The 18,590-nt window shown below is 71.6% G+C and carries 14 protein-coding genes; 6 read left to right on the forward strand and 8 right to left on the reverse strand.

Annotated features, from left to right (window positions below; translation table 11 throughout):
* Nucleotides 1-14: 14 nt before the first annotated feature.
* From iolD to iolC, 4 genes are all read right to left on the reverse strand, one after another.
* Nucleotides 15-1,898, reverse strand: coding sequence for a 3D-(3,5/4)-trihydroxycyclohexane-1,2-dione acylhydrolase (decyclizing) (gene iolD / locus AB0C62_RS05745; RefSeq protein WP_362969875.1), 1,884 nt, complete (start codon nucleotides 1,896-1,898; stop codon nucleotides 15-17).
* Entirely contained in the window at nucleotides 1,895-2,737 is an 843-nt protein-coding gene (gene iolB, locus AB0C62_RS05750; protein ID WP_362969877.1) for a 5-deoxy-glucuronate isomerase, read from the reverse strand. The genes iolD and iolB overlap by 4 nt, the downstream gene beginning before the upstream one ends.
* Nucleotides 2,738-2,744: 7 nt before the next feature.
* Complete coding sequence (locus AB0C62_RS05755) at nucleotides 2,745-3,641, reverse strand: deoxyribose-phosphate aldolase (protein ID WP_362970184.1); 897 nt, start codon at nucleotides 3,639-3,641, stop codon at nucleotides 2,745-2,747.
* A 92-nt stretch (nucleotides 3,642-3,733) separates the two neighbouring features.
* On the reverse strand, nucleotides 3,734-4,684 hold the full coding sequence (gene iolC, locus AB0C62_RS05760; RefSeq protein ID WP_362969879.1) for a 5-dehydro-2-deoxygluconokinase: 951 nt from the start codon (nucleotides 4,682-4,684) through the stop codon (nucleotides 3,734-3,736).
* Between the two features lie 123 nt (nucleotides 4,685-4,807).
* On the opposite strand from iolC, the gene AB0C62_RS05765 reads away from it, so the two are divergent.
* The 3 genes from AB0C62_RS05765 (at nucleotide 4,808) to AB0C62_RS05775 (ending at nucleotide 6,931) form a co-directional block, all read left to right on the forward strand.
* Nucleotides 4,808-5,773 carry a sugar phosphate isomerase/epimerase gene (locus AB0C62_RS05765; protein WP_362969881.1) on the forward strand — a complete coding sequence of 322 codons (966 nt, stop codon included), beginning with the start codon at nucleotides 4,808-4,810 and terminating at the stop codon, nucleotides 5,771-5,773.
* A gap of 249 nt (nucleotides 5,774-6,022) precedes the next feature.
* The gene (locus AB0C62_RS05770; RefSeq protein WP_081217364.1) at nucleotides 6,023-6,223 is read left to right on the forward strand and encodes a MerR family transcriptional regulator; all 201 of its coding nucleotides are present in this window, start codon (nucleotides 6,023-6,025) and stop codon (nucleotides 6,221-6,223) included.
* 132 nt (nucleotides 6,224-6,355) lie between these two features.
* The gene (locus AB0C62_RS05775; protein ID WP_362969883.1) at nucleotides 6,356-6,931 is read left to right on the forward strand and encodes a GNAT family protein; all 576 of its coding nucleotides are present in this window, start codon (nucleotides 6,356-6,358) and stop codon (nucleotides 6,929-6,931) included.
* Between the two features lie 48 nt (nucleotides 6,932-6,979).
* Here AB0C62_RS05775 and AB0C62_RS05780 read toward each other — a convergent pair whose 3' ends face one another.
* On the reverse strand, nucleotides 6,980-8,023 hold the full coding sequence (locus tag AB0C62_RS05780; RefSeq protein ID WP_362969885.1) for a zinc-dependent alcohol dehydrogenase family protein: 1,044 nt from the start codon (nucleotides 8,021-8,023) through the stop codon (nucleotides 6,980-6,982).
* A 52-nt stretch (nucleotides 8,024-8,075) separates the two neighbouring features.
* A complete protein-coding gene (locus AB0C62_RS05785; RefSeq protein ID WP_362969887.1) occupies nucleotides 8,076-10,430 on the reverse strand; it encodes an MMPL family transporter in 2,355 nt (784 codons plus the stop codon).
* Nucleotides 10,431-10,597: 167 nt separating this feature from the next.
* On the opposite strand from AB0C62_RS05785, the gene AB0C62_RS05790 reads away from it, so the two are divergent.
* The 3 genes from AB0C62_RS05790 to AB0C62_RS05800 all read left to right on the forward strand — a co-directional run bounded on the left by AB0C62_RS05790 (nucleotide 10,598) and on the right by AB0C62_RS05800 (nucleotide 14,081).
* A complete protein-coding gene (locus tag AB0C62_RS05790; RefSeq protein ID WP_362969889.1) occupies nucleotides 10,598-11,272 on the forward strand; it encodes a TetR family transcriptional regulator in 675 nt (224 codons plus the stop codon).
* Nucleotides 11,273-11,509: 237 nt separating this feature from the next.
* The gene (locus AB0C62_RS05795) at nucleotides 11,510-11,749 is read left to right on the forward strand and encodes a heavy-metal-associated domain-containing protein (RefSeq protein ID WP_362969891.1); all 240 of its coding nucleotides are present in this window, start codon (nucleotides 11,510-11,512) and stop codon (nucleotides 11,747-11,749) included.
* 88 nt (nucleotides 11,750-11,837) lie between these two features.
* Nucleotides 11,838-14,081, forward strand: coding sequence for a heavy metal translocating P-type ATPase (locus AB0C62_RS05800; protein ID WP_362969893.1), 2,244 nt, complete (start codon nucleotides 11,838-11,840; stop codon nucleotides 14,079-14,081).
* A 634-nt stretch (nucleotides 14,082-14,715) separates the two neighbouring features.
* Here AB0C62_RS05800 and AB0C62_RS05805 read toward each other — a convergent pair.
* On the reverse strand, nucleotides 14,716-16,005 hold the full coding sequence (locus tag AB0C62_RS05805; protein WP_362969895.1) for a citrate synthase: 1,290 nt from the start codon (nucleotides 16,003-16,005) through the stop codon (nucleotides 14,716-14,718).
* A gap of 242 nt (nucleotides 16,006-16,247) precedes the next feature.
* Nucleotides 16,248-18,503, reverse strand: coding sequence for an ATP-dependent RecD-like DNA helicase (locus tag AB0C62_RS05810; RefSeq protein ID WP_362969897.1), 2,256 nt, complete (start codon nucleotides 18,501-18,503; stop codon nucleotides 16,248-16,250).
* Nucleotides 18,504-18,590 lie beyond the last annotated feature (87 nt).

An 18,590-nucleotide genomic window follows, 5' to 3' on the forward strand; every position in this document is an offset into this window, starting at 1 on the left:
GGCCAAAAACTCCTTCACAGATGGCGGCGTCGGGCGGCGACGTGCCGGTCGTACTCCTCGCGGGCCGCCACCGCCGACGATCGGGTCGCGGTCTCGGCCACGGGTACATCCCACCAGGCCTGGGCCGGGGGCGCGCCCGACACTGTGTCTGCCGTTTCGGTCTCCACGTAGACACAAGTGGGAGTGTCCGCGGCGCGCGCCTCGGCGAGGGCGGTCCGCAGGTCACGCACGGTCTTCGCGCGCAGAACCCGCATGCCCAGGCTGGCCGCGTTGGCCGCGAGATCGACCGGCAGCGGCGCCCCCGTGAACGTACGGTCCCCCGCGCGGTAGCGGTAGGCGGTGCCGTACCTCTCGGCGCCCACCGAGGCGGAGAGCCCGCCGATGGACGCGTACCCGTGGTTCTGCAGGACGACGACCTTGATCGCGACTCCCTCCTGGACGGCGGTGACGATCTCGGTCGGATTCATCAGATACGTGCCGTCCCCGACCAGGGCCCACACGGGCCGGTCCGGGGCCGCCATCCGGACGCCGATCGCGGCCGGGATCTCGTAGCCCATGCACGAGTACCCGTACTCGACGTGGTACTGGTCCCGCGACCGCGCCCGCCACAGCTTGTGCAGGTCGCCCGGGAGCGAACCGGCCGCGTTGATCAGGATGTCGTCCTCGGTGACCAGCTCGTCGAGGACGCCCAGGACCTGCGGCTGGGTGGGTCGGATGTCGATGTCCTCGGCCTCGTAGGCCGCGTCGACGCGGTACTCCCAGCGCTCCTTGTCGTCCGTGTACTCGGTGACGTAGGCGGGCTCGACGCGGTGCCGGTCGGGCAGCAGCGCCCCGGTGAGGGCCTCCAGACCGGCGCGCGCGTCCGCGATCAGCGGGATGCCGGCGAGCTTGTGACCGTCGTACGCGGCGATGTTGAGGTTGAGGAAGCGGACGCCGGGGGCGCCGAACAGGGTGCCCGAGGCGGTCGTGAAGTCGGTGTAGCGGGTGCCGACGCCGATCACGAGGTCGGCGGTGCGGGCCAGCTCGTCGGCGGTCGCCGTGCCGGTGTGCCCGATGCCGCCGACGTCCTGCGGATGGTCCCAGCGCAGCGAGCCCTTGCCCGCCTGCGTGGACGCCACCGGTATGCGGGTGGCGGAGGCCAGTTCGGCCAGGGACTCCTCGGCGCGGCTGTGGTGGACCCCGCCGCCCGCCACGATCAGCGGACGCCGCGCCGCCCGGACCGCGGCGACGGCGGCGGCCAGCTCGCCGGGGTCGGCGGCCGGGCGCCGCACTGTCCAGGTCCGCTCGGCGAAGAACTCCTCGGGCCAGTCGTACGCCTCCGCCTGCACGTCCTGCGGCAGCGCGAGCGTGACGGCACCGGTGTCGGCGGGGTCGGTGAGCACGCGCATCGCCTGGAGCGCCGCAGGGATCAGCGCCTCGGGGCGGGTGATCCGGTCGAAGTAGCGCGACACCGGGCGCAGACAGTCGTTGACCGACACGTCGCCCGCGAAGGGCACCTCGAGCTGCTGGAGCACCGGGTCGGCGGGCCGGGTGGCGAAGACGTCGCCGGGCAGCAGCAGGACGGGCAGGTGGTTGACCGTGGCGAGGGCGGCGCCGGTGACGAGGTTGGTGGCGCCGGGGCCGATGGAGGTCGTCACGGCGTGCGTGGAGAGCCGGTCGCTCTGCCGTGCGTAGCCGACCGCCGCGTGCACCATGGCCTGTTCGTTGCGGCCCTGGTGGTAGGGCATCACGTCCGCGTACTCGACGAGTGCCTGACCGATCCCGGCGACGTTGCCGTGTCCGAAGATGCCCCAGGTGGCGCCGATCAGCCGGTGTCGCGCCCCGTCCCGTTCGGTGTGCTGGGCGGCCAGGAACCGCACCAGCGCCTGCGCGACCGTCAGCCTCGTCGTCGAGGTCATCGGTATCCCCCTGTGCTCTCTGCGTGTCCGGGGTGGAAGCGGATCCGCCACTCCCTGTCCCGGCCCGGCCCCGCCATGACGTTCAGGTAGTACATGGCGTGGCCGGGCTGGGCGACGGACGGGCCGTGCCATCCGTCGGGGACGAGGACGGCATCGCCGGTGCGGACCTCGGCGAGGACGTCCGAACCGCCCTCACGGGAAGGGAATACGCGCTGATAGCCGAAACCGTTCGGGCCGTCGATCTCGAAGTAGTAGATCTCCTCCAGCCGGGACTCGACCCCGGGGACGTCCTCGTCGTGCTTGTGCGGCGGGTACGAGGACCAGTTGCCGCCGGGGGTGATCACCTCGACGGCGATGAGCCGGTCGCAGGCGAAGACGTCCGCGGCGGCGAAGTTGCGCACCTGTCGGGCGCAGACGCCGCTGCCGCGGTGCTCGACGGGAACCTCCGGCGCGGGGCCGTAGCGGGCGGGGAGTCGGCGCTCGCACTTCGCTCCTGCCAGGGCGAAGCGGCCTCCCACGCCGGAGGCGATATGGGCCAGGGCGTCACGGGGCACGTAGGCGAAGTCGGTGACTCCGTCGAACACGCCCTCTCTGCCCAGGAGATGGAACTCTTCCTCGTCCAAGCCGTCCTTGGCGCGGACCGTGCAGCCACCGGCGAGCGGGAGCACGATCCACTCGCTGTCGCCGGTGGTGAAGGTATGGGTACCCCCTGGCGCCAGTTCCACGATCCGCAGGGCGCTGTGCGTCCAGCCGGCCCGCGCGGGGTCGATGTCGAGCGCGTAGTGCGCGTCGGCGGCGGTGCCTCTCGGCACGTGCAGCCCGGCGCCCGGACGGCTCACGCGCTCCTCACAGAAGCCCCACGGCGGTGTCCACGGCCGCGGCGACCTCGCCGTCCGCCGGGTACAGCAGCGAACGTCCCACCACCAGCCCCTGCACGGTGGGGAGTTGAAGGGCACCACGCCACTTCTCGTAGGCACCCTCCTGGTCGTCGCCCACATCTCCGCCCAGCAGCACCGCGGGCAGCGTGGAGGCCTCCATGACCCGCGCCATGTCGTCGGGGTTCTCGGTGACGGGGACCTTGAGCCAGGTGTACGCCGAACTGCCGCCCAGGCCGGCCGCGATGGCGAGTGACTTGGTGACGGCCTCGGCGCCCAGATCGTTGCGCAGCGTGCCGTCCTCCCGGCGACGGCAGAGGAACGGTTCGACGAAGACCGGGAGTCGGCGTTCGGCCATGGCGTCGATCACCCGGGCGGCCGACTCCAGGGTCCGCAGCGATCCCGGGTCGTCGTAGTCGATGCGCAGCAGCAGCTTCCCCGCGTCGAAGCCCAGCCGTTCGATGTCCTGGGGGCGGTGTCCGGTGAACCGGTCGTCCAGTTCGAAGGCCGAGCCGGCGAGGCCGCCCCGGTTCATCGACCCGATGGCCACCTTGTCGTCGAGCGCGCCGAGCAGCAGCAGGTCGTCGAGGATGTCGGCGGTGGCGAGCACGCCGTCGACGCCGGGGCGGGAGAGCGCGAGACAGAGCCGCTCCAGCAGGTCGGCGCGGCTCGCCATGGCGCGTGCGCGGTCACCGACGGCGAGCACGCCGCGTGCCGGATGGTCGGCGGCGACGATCATCAACCGGCCGGAGTCGCCGAGCAGGGGTCTGCGCACCCGTCGTGCGGCGGCCTCCGCGACCGCCTCGGGGTGCCGGGCCCGGGTCCGCGCGAGGCGGGCGACGTCGACACGGGGGGACGACGGGCGCAGCGGGGCACAGGCCGTGGGCGGGGCGGCGGGACCGGCCGGCGGGACCGCGTCGCCGCCCGGTTCCTGGTGTGCGCCCCCGACGTGGCCCGCCCTCACCGCACCGCTCCGGCGGCGAGCGCGTCCTCGACCTCGTGCGCGGTCGGCATCGCGGAGGAGCACTCCAGACGGGAGGCGACGATGGCGCCCGCCGCGTTCGCGTGCCGCATGATCCGCTCCAGGTCCCAGCCGGCGAGCAGCCCGTGGCAGAGGGAGCCGCCGAACGCGTCGCCCGCACCGAGGCCGTTGAGGACCTCGACCGGCAGGGGCGGGACCTCGGCGGAGGTGCCGTCGCGGTGGACGGCGAGCACGCCCTTGGGGCCCTGCTTGACCACGGCGAGTTCGACGCCGGCCTCCAGGAGGGCGGCGGCAGCGGCGTGCGGGTCGCGCTCCCCCGTGGCGATCTCGACCTCGTCGACGTTCCCGACGGCGACGGTGGTGTGGCGCAGGGCCTCCTTGTAGAAGGGGCGCGCCGACGCGGGGTCCTGCCAGAACATGGGCCGCCAGTCGAGGTCGAAGACCGTCGTACCGGACCGGGCGCGGTGGGCCAGCGCCGCGAGCGTGGCGGTGCGGCTGGGCTCCGCGCACAGCCCGGTGCCGGTGACCCAGAAGACCTGGGCGTCCCGCACGGCTTCGAGATCGAGTTCGTGCGCGTCGATCTCCAGGTCGGGGGCCTTGGGCAGGCGGTAGAAGTACAGCGGGAAGTCGTTCGGCGGGAAGATCTCGCAGAAGGTGACGGGGGTCGGCAGTCCGGGGACCGGGGTGACCCAGCGGTCGTCGACGCCGAATCCGCGCAGCGCGTCGTGCAGATAGACACCGAAGGGATCATCACCCGTGCGGGTGATGACGGCCGTACGCCGTCCGAGTCGTGCGGCGGCCACCGCGACGTTCGTCGCCGAGCCGCCGAGGAACTTGCCGAAGGACGTCACCCGGGCCAGCGGCACCCCCGCCTGGAGCGGGTAGAGGTCCACTCCGATCCGCCCCATGGTGATCAGCTCGTACGCCATCCCGTTCCCTTCCCTCCGGCTGTCCCCAGGTCTAGTCCCGCGCGGGGAGCCCTGTCAACGTTTTGTCCGGACATTCGGACGACGCCCTTGACACCTCTTCGGAGCCGCCGGAAGCTGGCGCCCATGACGTCGTTGTCACCTCAGTCATCGCCGCGGTCCGAGCCCCAGCCGTCGCCGGAGTCGTCGCCTCCGTCCTCACTGTCGCGCATCCGGATCGGTTCGGCTCCCGACTCCTGGGGCGTCTGGTTCCCCGACGACCCGCAGCAGGTGCCCTGGCAGCGCTTCCTCGACGAGGTCTCCGGCTCCGGGTACGAGTGGATCGAGCTGGGCCCCTACGGCTATCTGCCCACCGATCCCGCAGTCCTCCGGGAGGAGACGGCCCGGCGCGGGCTCACCGTGTCCGCCGGCACGGTCTTCACCGGGCTGCACCGGGGACCCGAGGTCTGGGACTCGACCTGGGAGCACGTCGCGGACATCGCCGCGCTGACCCAGGCGATGGGCGCGCGGCACCTGGTCGTCATCCCGGCGTTCTGGCGCGACGACAAGACGGGCGCCGTGCTGGAGGACAGCACGCTGACGCCGGCGCAGTGGCGCAGTCTCACCACGCAGACCGAGCGGCTCGCCCACGAGGTGCGCGAGCGCTTCGGGCTGCGGATCGTCGTCCACCCGCACGCCGACACGCACATCGACAGCGAGGAGAACGTCACGCGCTTCCTCGACGCGACCGACTCGTCGCTGGTCTCCCTGTGCCTCGACACCGGTCACTACGCCTACTGCGGCGGCGACAGCGTCAAGCTCATCGAGACGTACGGGGAACGCATCGGCTACCTCCACCTCAAGCAGGTGGACCCGCTGGTGCTGGCCTCGGTGCGCGCCGAGGAGGTCCCGTTCGGGCCGGCGGTCGCGCGCGGGGTGATGTGCGAACCGCCGTCGGGCGTACCGGCCCTGGAACCCGTCCTGGCCGCCGCGCAGCAGCTCGGCGTCGATCTCTTCGCGATCGTCGAGCAGGACATGTACCCGTGCCCGCCGGACAAGCCCCTGCCGATCGCCCGGCGCACCCGTGCGTTCCTGAGGTCCTGCGGGGCCTGAGCGCCGGAGGGCCCGAGAGCCGACGCGGCCACACGGGGCCAATGCGTCACCCGTGTCACAAAAACCACCTCCGTGTCACAGATGTCGCGTGTACGCGGGTCTTGCGTCACACCCGGTCGACAGCCGCTGCCCGGCGCTCACTCGGCGTCGTTCAAGGGGCACAGGCTTTGTGATCACCAGCGCAGCGCCCCGGCTCCCCCGCCGGCCGCCCCAGGCCGCCGCCGCGGCGCGCGCAGGGAGGTGCCACGCATGACCGACCCCAGACTCTGGTCGTACAAGGAGATCGCCGCGCACATCAAGGTGCAGCCGGACACGGTGCGTTCCTACCGCAAGCACGGGCTGCTTCCTCCGCCGGACCACGTCGAGAGCGGGAAGCCCTACTGGTACGCGGACACGGTCCGCGCCTGGGTCGCCTCCCGCCCGGGCAACCGGGGACGCAGAACCGACTGACCGCCCGTGGCCCGGCACCCCGCTTCCGGTGGGGCACCGGGCCACGGCGGCTCCGGTGCCGCTTCCGCCTAGGCTTCCGGACGGGACCTAATTCGATTGCCGCACCGCCGTGCGTCCGTCGATGATCCACCGATGAGCTTCTCCGAGAAACCCGTCCTCACCGGCGAGAGGACCGTGCTGCGCCCGTTCACCGTGGACGACGTCCCGGTGATGACGGAGATCCTGCGCGACCCCGACGTCCTGCGGCTCACCGGCAGCCCCGTCGAGGAGTTCGGGGCGGAACGGCTGCGCCAGTGGTACGGCACCCGCTCCGAGCAGCCGGACCGGCTGGACCTCGGCGTGGTGGACCGCGCCACCGGTGAACTGGTCGGCGAGGTCGTCCTGTTCGAGTGGGACGAGCACAACCGCAACTGCACGTTCCGTATCCTCGTCGGTCCGCGCGGTCGCGACCGCGGGCTCGGCACCGAGGCCACCCGGCTGATCGTGGGCCACGCCTTCGAGCAACTGGACCTGCACCGCGTCTCGTTGCACGTCTTCGCCTTCAACCCCCGGGCCCGGCGCGCCTACGAGAAGGTCGGCTTCGTGGCCGAGGGGGTCGAGCGGCAGACGCTGCTGCACGACGGGGAGTGGATCGACGCCGTACGGATGTCGGTCCTGGCCCCGGAATGGGCCGCCCACCGGGGCCGTCCCGCCGTACCCGCGGCCTGACGCCGACCCGCGTCCTCACCTCCTGGGCCGCGCGGTCCGGTTCGGCGCTCAGCCCCACGGTTCGACGACCGTCACACCCGAGCCCGGCGCCGACCCCATGGCCGCCAGCGCGGCCGGGGCCGCGTCCAGGGCGATGGTGGACGTCACGAGGAGGTCGGGCCGCAGGACTCCGGCGCGGACCAGCTCCAGCATCGCGGGGTAGGCGTGGGCCGCCATGCCGTGACTGCCGAGGAGTTCGAGCTCCAGGCCGATCACCCGGGCCATCGGGACCGGGGTGACGCCGGTCGGCGAGGGCAGCAGGCCGACCTGGACATGGCGTCCGCGGCGGCGCAGTCCGTTCACCGAGGCGGCGCAGGTGGCGGGCGACCCGAGGGCGTCCAGCGACAGGTGCGCGCCGCCGCCGGTCAGCTCGCGCACCGAGTCCGCCGGGTCGGCCACGGCGGAGGCGTCCACACACTCCGCCGCCCCGAACTTCCGTGCCAGACCGAGCGCCGCCGGGGACACGTCGACGGCCACGACCCGCGCCCCGGACGCCGCCGCGATCATCACCGCCGAGAGGCCGACGCCACCGCAGCCGTGCACCGCGACCCACTCCCCCGGGCTCACCCGCCCCTGGACGGCGACCGCACGGAACGCCGTGGCGAACCGGCAGCCGAGCGCAGCGGCCGTCCCGAAGGACATCTCCTCCGGGACCGCGACCAGGTTCACGTCCGCGTGGTCCAGCGCCACGTACTCGGCGAAGGAACCCCAGTGCGTGAAGCCCGGCTGGGTCTGCCGCTCGCACACCTGCTGGTCGCCCGCCGCGCACGCCGGACAGCTCCCGCAGGCGCAGACGAAGGGGACGGTGACCCGGTCGCCGGGGCGCCAGCCGCTCACCCGGGGCCCCACCGCCTCGACGACGCCGGCGAGTTCGTGGCCCGGGACGTGCGGCAGCGCGATGTCCGGGTCGTGGCCCATCCAGCCGTGCCAGTCGCTGCGGCACAGGCCGGTGGCCCCGACCCGCACCACCACTCCGTGCTCCTCCGGCTCCGGGTCCGCGACCTCACGGACCTCGGCCGGTTCCCCGTACCGCTCGAACACCACTGCCCGCATGGGTCCCGCCCTCCGCAGGAGACGACCTTCCGCGGGGAACCCTAAGGGCTCCTCAGCGCGCCTCCACCGGATCCCGGTCGGGCTCCGGCTCTCCCGCCGGCTCGGGCGACGGCGCCGGTGCCGCCGCCGCGGGCGCCTCGCCTTCGCTCAGACCGAACCGGTCGTGGAAGCGGCGCAGCGGTCCGGGCGCCCACCAGGTGGCGCGGCCGGTGAGACGCATGACCGCCGGGACCAGCAGGCTGCGGACGACCATCGCGTCCATCAGGACGGCGAGCGCGATGCCGAGGCCGAGCATCTTGGTGTTGGCCACCCGCGAGGTGCCGATGGCGACCATCACCACCGCGAGGATGACGGCGGCGGCGGTGATCAGCCCGCCGGTCCGCTGGAGCCCGAAGCGGACGGCCTCCTGGTGGTCGCCGGTGTGGTCGTACTCCTCCTTGATGCGGGAGAGGAGGAACACGCCGTAGTCCATGGAGAGGCCGAAGGCGACGCAGAACATCAGGACCGGGAGTGTCGTCTCGATGGATCCGGAGCTGGTGAAGTCGAGCAGGCCGGAGAGGTGGCCGTCCTGGAAGACCCAGACGACAGCGCCGAACATCGCGGTCAGGCTGAGCGCGTTGAGCAGCACGGCCTGTACGGGGATCAGGATGCTGCCGGTCAGCAGGAACACCAGGAGCAGGGTGACGATCGCGATGAACGCGGCGGCCCACGGGAGCCGGTCGCCTATCGCGTCCTTGGAGTCGACGAGGACGGCGGCCGTGCCGGTCACCGAGGTCGCGAACGGGGCGTTCGTGGAGCGCAGTTCACCCACCAGCCGTTGCGCGCCCTCGTCCACCGCCTCGCCCCTGGGCAGCACCGTGAAGTAGGCCGCGTCCCCCTTCACCAGGGGCCCCTCCACCCGCTGCACCTCCGGTAGCGCGGCGATCCGCCTGCCGTACTCGGCGTACTGGGTGGCGGTGGCCGGGCCCTCGGCGAGCACCTCCAGGCCGCCGCCGGGGCTGCCCGGGAAGCCGTCGCGGATGTGCTGCTGGACGACGTGGGACTCGGCCGTCGAGGGCAGCTGGCGGTCGTCCGCCGTACCGAACTTCACGCCCAGGAAGGGCAGTCCGAGGACGATGAGACCGGCGGTGGTGGCCACGACGAAGAGCGGCGCTCTGCGCATCACAAGGGAGGCCGTCCGGCCCCAGGCGGCCCCGTCGTCGGCGGCCCGGGGCGCGCCGCGCCGGAACAGCCGCCGCAGGTCGAGGGAGTTGACCCGGTGGCCGAGGAGCACGAGGGCGGCCGGGAGCAGGATCAGGGCGGCGCCGGCGGCCAGCAGCACCACGGCGATCCCGGCGTAGGCGAAGGAGCGCAGGAAGTACTGCGGGAACAGCAGCATCGCGGCCAGCGACACCGCGACGGTGAGGGAGGAGAAGAGCACGGTGCGGCCCGCGGTGCGCAGGGTGGTGCCGACGGCGGCGCGCGGTGCGGCGCCGGTGGCCAGCTCCTCGCGGAACCGGCGGACGATGAACAGGGCGTAGTCGATGGCCAGGCCGAGGCCGAGGGCCGTCGTCAGGTTCATCGCGAAGACGGAGACGTCCGTGACCTCGGTGAGTCCGCGGAGCACGGCATTGGTGCCGAGGATCGCGAAGATGCCGACGCCGAGCGGCAGCAGGGCCGCGATCGCGCTGCCGAAGACCATCACCAGCAGCAGGAGGGTCACGGGCAGGGCGATCAGCTCGGCCCGGGTCAGGTCCTCGCGGATGGTCGTCTGCATCTCGTGCCGCACGGCGACCGGTCCGCCGATCTCGACCTCGACGGGCCCGCTCCTGCCGCGGTAGGAGGGCGCGAGGCGGTCCAGGGTGTCGGCGGCCGCCGTCTCGTCCCCGGTGATCCGGGCGGCTATCAGCGCCTCGTGACCGTCCCGGGCCTTCAGGGCGGGGGAACCGGACTGCCAGTACGACCCGACGCCGGTGACGCCCGGCTCGGCGGCCAGCCGCGCCGTGACGCGCTTCGCCTCGGCGGCGACGGAGGGGTCGTCCACCGAGGAGCCGCCCGCGTCCAGCAGGAGCAGCAGGTTGGGCTGCGAGGCGGGGAACTCCCGCTCCAGCGCCTTCGTCGCGTACGTCGACTCGGCGGTCGGGTCCTCCCAGCCTCCGCTGCCCAGCCGGTCGGCGACCCCGCTGCCGGCGACCACGGCGAGCGCGGTCAGCAGCAGGGCGACGAGCAGGGAGAGGCGGGGCCGTGCGGTCACGAACCGGGTCCAGCCGCCGAGCCGCGCGCCGGTGCCGCGACCGTCCGCGTTCCCGCCCTCGCCCCGAGCCGGGCCGGCGCCCGTGCCGGGGTCCGTGCCGGGGTCCGCTTCCTCGCCCTTCCCCTGGTCGGGGCCCGTTCCGGGCCCGTCACCCGCGCTGTTGACTTCGGACATGATGCGGTGTCCCCTTCACCGTGACCTCGATGGCCCGCTTCCGTGCAGGCAGCATGGGTCGCCCATTGCCATAGAATTGGCAAACACGAGTCATCGCTCGCGTTTTTCAAGAATGCGAGCGAGCGCTCGTGTTTGTCAATCGCGTCCCGAGAAGCTGGGGATAACCCGTGCCCGAGAATCAGCAGACCGAGGAGTCGCCGGCGCCGCAGGAGCGCGTCGAGGAGAAGCCGCGGCGCCGTCAGGCGCGCGGCGAACGGCGGATCGCCCAGCTCCTGGAGGCGGCGGCCTCGGTGTTCTGCCGGTCCGGCTACACGGGGGCGAGCACCAACGCGATCGCACGCGAGGCGGGCGTCTCACCCGGCACGCTCTACCAGTTCTTCCCGAACAAGGAGGCCATCGCGGTCGGCCTCAGCGACCAGCTGCTGGAGCACTGGGCCACCTCCCACGGGCAGGCGCTCACCGCCGAGAACACCGGCCTCCCGCTCGACCGGATGCTCGACGCGGTACTCGACCCGCTGATCGCGTTCAACGTGGAGAACCCCGCCTTCGGAATCCTGATGCACGCCCCCGACACCCCGGGACGGATCGTCGAGGAGATCAGCACCCTGCACGGCGCGATCCTCACCCGGGTGGAGGACCTGATCGCGGCCCGCCTGCCGGACAGCCCGCCCGACGAGCGCAGCCGTACCGCGAACATGACGCTCATGCTCTTCAAGGCCGGCCTCACGCTGATCATGGCCCACGAGGGCGCCGAGCGGGACGCGTACGTCAACGAGCTGAAGACGGTCATGTACCGCTACCTGGAACCGCTGCTCGAAGGCGGAGTCACCGAGAGCCCCTGAGGGCCCGCGCCGCCCGGTCGTCGCCAGCGCACCCGCCCGCGACGGCGGCGACACCCCCGGCATCTGCCATAGGGTTCGGACAAATCACCCCGCGGTCGGCGGTGTCGATCCTCGCCGGGGTCGGCTGGATTCATACCCCCTAGGGGTATAGTCTGGTGACAGTCGGAGAGAACCCTGGGTCCCGGGAGTCCTCTTCCGCACCCGTACGCAGCACACGCCTCGACGAGGAGTAACGCCATGACCGCCCAGACCGACACCCCGGGTTCCGTCACCACCGTCTACCAGGTGAGCGGGATGAGCTGCGGGCACTGTGAAGGCTCCGTCAGCAGCGAGATCTCCGAGATCCCCGGCGTCAGCTCGGTGAAGGCCGTCGCGGCGACCGGTGAGGTCACCGTCGTCTCCGAGGCCGCGCTCGACGAGGCCGCCGTCCGCGCCGCGGTCGACGAGGCGGGCTTCGAGCTCGCCGGCCGGGTCTGAGCGGCCCGCACCCTTTCCCTCCGCACCGGTCCGTGCCGACCAGCTGATACTGCCTCCGCACGGACCGGCTGATTCCGGGAGCCGGACGATGTCCACCGCACCACCCGAGATAGCCGCCGACGGGTCCTCGCAGGTCGAGCTCTCCATCGGCGGGATGACGTGCGCCTCCTGCGCCGCCCGCGTCGAGAAGAAGCTCAACCGCATGGACGGTGTCACCGCGACCGTCAACTACGCGACGGAGAAGGCCCGGGTCTCGTACCCGCAGGGGGTGCGGGTCGCCGATCTGATCGCCACCGTCGTGAGGACGGGCTACACCGCCGAGGAGCCCCCGCCACCGGCCCCCGAGGAGACCATCCCGCCCGCCGACGCCGAGGACCCCGAGACGGCCTCCCTGCGCCGGCGGCTGACCGTCTCCGCAGTGCTCGCGCTGCCCGTCGTGCTGATGTCGATGGTCCCGCTCCTGCAGTTCGAGAACTGGCAGTGGCTCGCGCTGACGCTGGCCTCGCCCGTCGTGGTCTGGGGCGGACTGCCCTTCCACCGGGCCGCCCTGACGAACGCGCGGCACGGCGCCGCCACCATGGACACCCTGGTCTCGGTCGGCACCCTCGCCGCGTTCGGCTGGTCCCTGTGGGCGCTGTTCTTCGGTGACGCGGGCATGCCGGGCATGCGGGACAGCTTCTCCTTCACCGTCTCCCGTACGGACGGCGCCTCCACGCTCTACCTGGAGGTCGCCTCCGGTGTCATCGCCTTCATCCTGCTCGGCCGCTATCTGGAGGCCCGCTCCAAGCGGCGCGCGGGAGCGGCCCTGCGCGCCCTGATGGAACTCGGCGCCCGGGACGTCGCCGTCCTGCGGGACGGCCGCGAGATCCGCGTCCCCGTGGCCCGACTGGCCGTCGGCGACCGTTTCGTCGTCCGGCCCGGCGAGAAGATCGCCACCGACGGCACGGTGGTCGAGGGCGTGTCGGCCGTCGACGCGTCCATGCTGACCGGCGAGTCCGTGCCCGTGGACGTGACCGTCGGCGCCGCCGTCACCGGCGCGACCGTGAACGCCGGGGGCCGGCTCGTCGTCGAGGCCACCCGGATCGGCGCCGACACCCAGCTCGCGCGGATGGCCCGGCTGGTGGAGGACGCGCAGAACGGCAAGGCGGAGGTGCAGCGGCTCGCCGACCGGATCTCCGGGGTCTTCGTGCCCGTCGTGCTGCTCATCGCGCTCGGCACCTTCGCGGTGTGGATCGCCGCGACCGGCGACACGGCCGCCGCGTTCACCGCCGCCGTCGCGGTACTCATCATCGCCTGCCCCTGCGCCCTGGGCCTGGCCACCCCGACCGCGCTGATGGTCGGCACCGGCCGGGGGGCCCAGCTCGGCATCCTCATCAAGGGACCCGAGGTCCTGGAGTCCACCCGCCGCGTCGACACCGTCGTCCTGGACAAGACCGGCACGGTGACGACCGGACGCATGAGCCTCCAGGAGGTGTACGTCGCCGACGGCACCGCCGAGGAGGACGTCCTGCGGCTCGCCGGAGCCCTGGAGCACGCCTCCGAGCATCCCGTCGCCCGGGCCGTCGCGGCAGGCGCCGAAAAGCGCGTCGGCGGCCTTCCGGCACCCGAGCACTTCGAGAACGTGCCGGGCCGCGGGGTGCGCGGCCGGGTGGACGGACGCGAGGTCACCGTGGGCCGGTTCCCCGATCCACTCCCTGACGCGCTGGCGCGGGCGAAGGACGCCGCCGAGGCGGAGGGGCGTACGGCCGTCGTGGTCACTCTGGACGGCACGGCGGTGGGCGTCCTGACCGTCGCCGACACGATCAAGGAGACCAGCGCCGAGGCCGTACGCGACCTGCGGGCCCTCGGGCTCACGCCGGTCCTGCTGACCGGGGACAACCGCGCGGTCGCCGAGGCCGTCGCGCGGGCGGTCGGCATCGACGCCGCCGACGTGTTCGCCGAGGTGCTGCCCGAGGAGAAGGTCGCCGTCGTCGAGCGGCTCCGGGCCGAGGGGCGCAGCGTCGCGATGGTGGGCGACGGGGTCAACGACGCGGCGGCGCTCGCGACCGCCGACCTGGGTCTCGCGATGGGCACGGGGACCGACGCGGCGATCGAGGCGAGCGATCTGACGCTGGTGCGCGGGGACCTGCGGGTGGCGGCCGACGCGATCCGGCTGGCGCGCAGGACCCTGTCGACGATCAGAGGAAACCTGGTCTGGGCGTTCGGCTACAACGTGGCGGCCCTGCCGCTGGCCGCCGCCGGGCTGCTGAACCCGATGATCGCGGGGGCCGCGATGGCCTTCTCGTCGGTGTTCGTGGTGACGAACAGCCTTCGGCTCCGGGCATTCTCGTGACGACGGACTTAAGAGTCCCCCTAGAGTCCAACGGCAGCCTCACATAAGCTCTTCACAAGGCTCGCGCATCTTCCTTACGCTGGGACCTCGATTCCCGTATCGGGGCTCTTGCCTATCTTCAGGACATATGCAAGAGACACAGATCACAGTGATGTGAACGTAACCATCGAAGGGGTTCGTGAGTCTAAGTTGGCGATGTCAGAAGCGTCTTGGGGGGCGTGACTGACATCTGGGGATGTCTTGGGGGACGTTCCCGGAAATTGCGTCGCCGGGGCGCGTACAGCGGGGAGCTTTGAGCGGCCCTCCCGATCCGTACGGGTCCCGGCAGATCGCACCGCACCGACCGCAACACGAGCACCACCGCGGCATGACGGGTTCTGCTCGTTCTGCTCACCGCCGGCCCCCGTGCCGGCACACAGCGATTCAGGCGCTGTCCCACAGACGCCCGGCCGGATCCCGTGGGGGGAATCCGCACCGGGACAAGGAAAGCGCCCTGACTGCCGGCCCGTGGGGGGACCAGTAGCAGGGCGCTTTCCGTTTTCTGCTTCTTTGTACGGGCTCAGCGGGCCCCGCTTCTTTGTACGGGCTCAGCGGGCCCCGCGTGCGGGGCCCGACCGACCGTCTCGTACGAGCCTCAGCGGCCCTCGACCGGCACGAAGTCGCGCTCGACGACACCCGTGTAGATCTGGCGGGGGCGGCCGATACGGGAGCCGGGCTCCTTGATCATCTCGTGCCACTGGGCGATCCAGCCCGGCAGCCGGCCGAGAGCGAACAGGACCGTGAACATCTCGGTCGGGAAGCCCATGGCCCGGTAGATCAGGCCGGTGTAGAAGTCGACGTTCGGGTAGAGGTTGCGCGAGACGAAGTAGTCGTCGGAGAGCGCGTGCTCCTCCAGCTTGAGCGCGATGTCCAGCAGCTCGTCGGACTTGCCGAGAGCGGACAGGACGTCGTGCGCGGCAGCCTTGATGATCTTCGCGCGCGGGTCGAAGGACTTGTACACCCGGTGGCCGAAGCCCATCAGGCGGACGCCGTCCTCCTTGTTCTTCACCTTGCGGATGAAGGAGTCGACGTCGCCGCCGTTGGCCTTGATGCCTTCCAGCATCTCCAGGACCGACTGGTTGGCGCCGCCGTGCAGCGGGCCCCACAGGGCGGAGATGCCGGCGGAGATCGAGGCGAACATGTTCGCCTGCGAGGAGCCGACCAGACGCACGGTGGAGGTCGAACAGTTCTGCTCGTGGTCGGCGTGCAGGATGAGCAGCTTGTCGAGCGCCGAGACGACGACCGGGTCCAGCTCGTACTCCTGCGCGGGGACCGAGAAGGTCATGCGCAGGAAGTTCTCGACGTACCCGAGGTCGTTGCGCGGGTAGACGAAGGGGTGGCCGATCGACTTCTTGTACGCGTACGCCGCGATCGTCGGAAGCTTCGCGAGCAGCCGGATCGTGGAGAGGTTGCGCTGCTCCTCGTCGAACGGGTTGTGGCTGTCCTGGTAGAAGGTGGACAGCGCCGAGACGACCGACGACAGCATCGCCATCGGGTGGGCGTCGCGCGGGAAGCCCCGGTAGAAGTTCTTGACGTCCTCGTGCAGCAGGGTGTGCTGCGTGATCTCGTTCTTGAAGGTGGAGAGCTCGTCGATGTTCGGAAGCTCACCGTTGATCAGCAGGTAGGCCACCTCAAGGAAGGTGGAACGCTCGGCCAGCTGCTCGATCGGGTAGCCGCGGTACCGAAGGATGCCCTGCTCACCGTCGAGATAGGTGATCGCGGATTTATAGGCGGCGGTGTTGCCGTACCCGCTGTCCAGCGTCACCAGACCGGTCTGGGCGCGGAGCTTGCCGATGTCGAAGCCCTTGTCGCCGACGGTGCTGTCGATCACCGGGTAGGTGTACTCGCCATCGCCGTACCGCAGTACTACAGAGTTGTCGCTCACGTCATCCCTCACCGACGTTGTGCCTCTTCTTCGAGGTGCCCTGACTGTCTCTACCATCCCCCATTTGGCCCTGGAGAGTGCACTCGGGGTCGACCATTGGGCCTATTGGCGGCACTCAGTGCCGCCAACCTGCTCATCCTGCCCCGCCGACCCCGCATCCGGAAGGTCTCTGTGACCTTCGTGACTCATTTGATCGATCATTTTTTGCGTCCCCCCGCTCTGCGGGCCGGAGAAGCTGCGGATCAGACGCCGGAGAGCCGGAAGTCCAGGGCCGTGCACCGGCGTCCCGCCGACACCGTACGCACCGCCTGGCCTATCGCCTTGCGCGAACCGACGAGGACGACCAGCTTCTTGGCGCGGGTCACCGCCGTGTAGAGCAGATTGCGCTGGAGCATCATCCACGCGCTGGTGGTGACCGGGATCACCACCGCCGGATACTCGCTGCCCTGGGAGCGGTGGATGGTCAGCGCGTACGCGTGGGCCAGCTCGTCGAGTTCGTCGAACTCGTACCCCACCTCCTCGTCCTCGTCCGTGCGCACCGTGAGGCGCTGCTCGACGGCATCGAGGGAGGTGACGACGCCCACCGTGCCGTTGAAGACGCCGTTCTCGCCCTTCTCGTAGTTGTTGCGGATCTGGGTGACCTTGTCGCCGACGCGGAAGACACGGCCGCCGAACCGCTTCTCGGCGAGGTCGGGGCGACCGGGGGTGATGGCCTGCTGCAACAGGCCGTTGAGATGTCCGGCGCCCGCGGGGCCCCGGTGCATGGGCGCGAGGACCTGGATGTCCCGGCGCGGGTCGAGGCCGAACTTGGCCGGAATCCGTCGGGCCGCCACGTCCACCGCGAGCCGGCCCGCCTCCTCCGTGTCGTCCTCGACGAAGAGGAAGAAGTCCTTCATGCCGTCGGTGAGGGGGTGCTGCCCGGAGTTGATCCGGTGCGCGTTGGTCACCACGCCTGACTGCTGGGCCTGGCGGAAGACCCGGGTGAGCCGCACCGCCGGGACCGGGCCGCGGTCGGCGAGCAGGTCGCGCAGCACCTCCCCCGCGCCGACGCTCGGCAGCTGGTCGACGTCGCCGACGAAGAGCAGGTGCGCGCCCGGGGGCACCGCCTTGACCAGCTTGTTCGCGAGGAGCAGGTCGAGCATCGAGGCCTCGTCGACGACGACCAGGTCGGCGTCGAGCGGACGGTCCCTGTCGTACGCCGCGTCGCCGCCCGGCTTGAGCTCCAACAGGCGGTGCACGGTGGACGCGTCGGCGCCGGTCAGCTCGGAGAGCCGCTTGGCGGCCCGGCCGGTGGGGGCGGCGAGGACCACCTTGGCGCGCCGGGCGCGGGCCAGCTCGACGATCGAGCGGACGGTGAACGACTTGCCGCAGCCGGGGCCGCCGGTGAGCACGGCGACCTTCTCGGTGAGCGCGAGTCGGACGGCCGCCTCCTGCTCGGGGGCCAGCTCCGCACCCGTCCTTGCCCTCAGCCAGGCGAGGGCCTTGTCCCAGGCCACGTCGCGGAAGGCGGGCATCCGGTCGCCGTCGGCGCGCAGCAGGCGCAACAGCTGGGCGGCGAGCGACAGTTCGGCGCGGTGGAAGGGCACCAGGTAGACCGCCGTCACCGGGTCGCCGCCGTCCGGTCCCGGCACCTTCTCGCGGACCACTCCGGGTTCCTCGCCCTCCTCGGAGGGGGCGGCCAGCTCGGCCAGGCACTCGATGACCAGGCCGGTGTCGACCTGGAGCAACTTCACCGCGTCCGCGATCAGTTGCTCCTCGGGGAGATAGCAGTGGCCCTGGTCGGTGGACTGGGACAGCGCGTACTGAAGGCCGGCCTTGACGCGCTCGGGGCTGTCGTGCGGGATGCCGACGGACCGGGCGATCTTGTCCGCGGTGAGGAAGCCGATGCCCCAGACGTCGGACGCCAGGCGGTAGGGCCGGTTCTTCACGACGGAGATCGACGCGTCGCCGTACTTCTTGTAGATGCGCACGGCGATGGAGGTGGAGACCTCGACGGTCTGGAGGAAGAGCATGACCTCCTTGATCGCCTTCTGCTCCTCCCAGGCGTCGGCGATCCGGCCCGTGCGCTTGGGGCCGAGTCCGGGGACCTCGATGAGCCGCTTCGGCTCCTCCTCGATGATCCGCAGGGTGTCCAGGCCGAAGTGCCGGGTGATGCGGTCGGCGAAGACGGGGCCGATGCCCTTGACCAGGCCGGAGCCGAGATAGCGGCGGATGCCCTGGATCGTGGCGGGGAGCACCGTCGTGTAGTTCTCCACCGTGAACTGCTTGCCGTACTGCGGGTGGGAGCCCCAGCGGCCCTCCATGCGCAGGGACTCGCCGGCCTGGGCGCCGAGGAGCGCTCCGACCACCGTGAGCAGGTCGCCCGCGCCCCGGCCGGTGTCTACCCGGGCGACCGTGTAACCGCTCTCCTCGTTCGCGTACGTGATGCGCTCCAGCACGCCTTCCAGCGTCGCCAGTCGCCGCTCGCCCTGCTGGTCGGCCCCCGCCTGAGTGGACATGATCCGACGGTACCGCCCGCCTCCGACAGCGCTGCGGCCCCTGTGGACGATCCCGCCCGAAAGGGACGGGGGTCCAGGGAAGCGGTA

The sequence above is a fragment of the Streptomyces sp. NPDC048643 genome, from assembly GCF_040650615.1.
Lineage (GTDB): Bacteria > Actinomycetota > Actinomycetes > Streptomycetales > Streptomycetaceae > Streptomyces.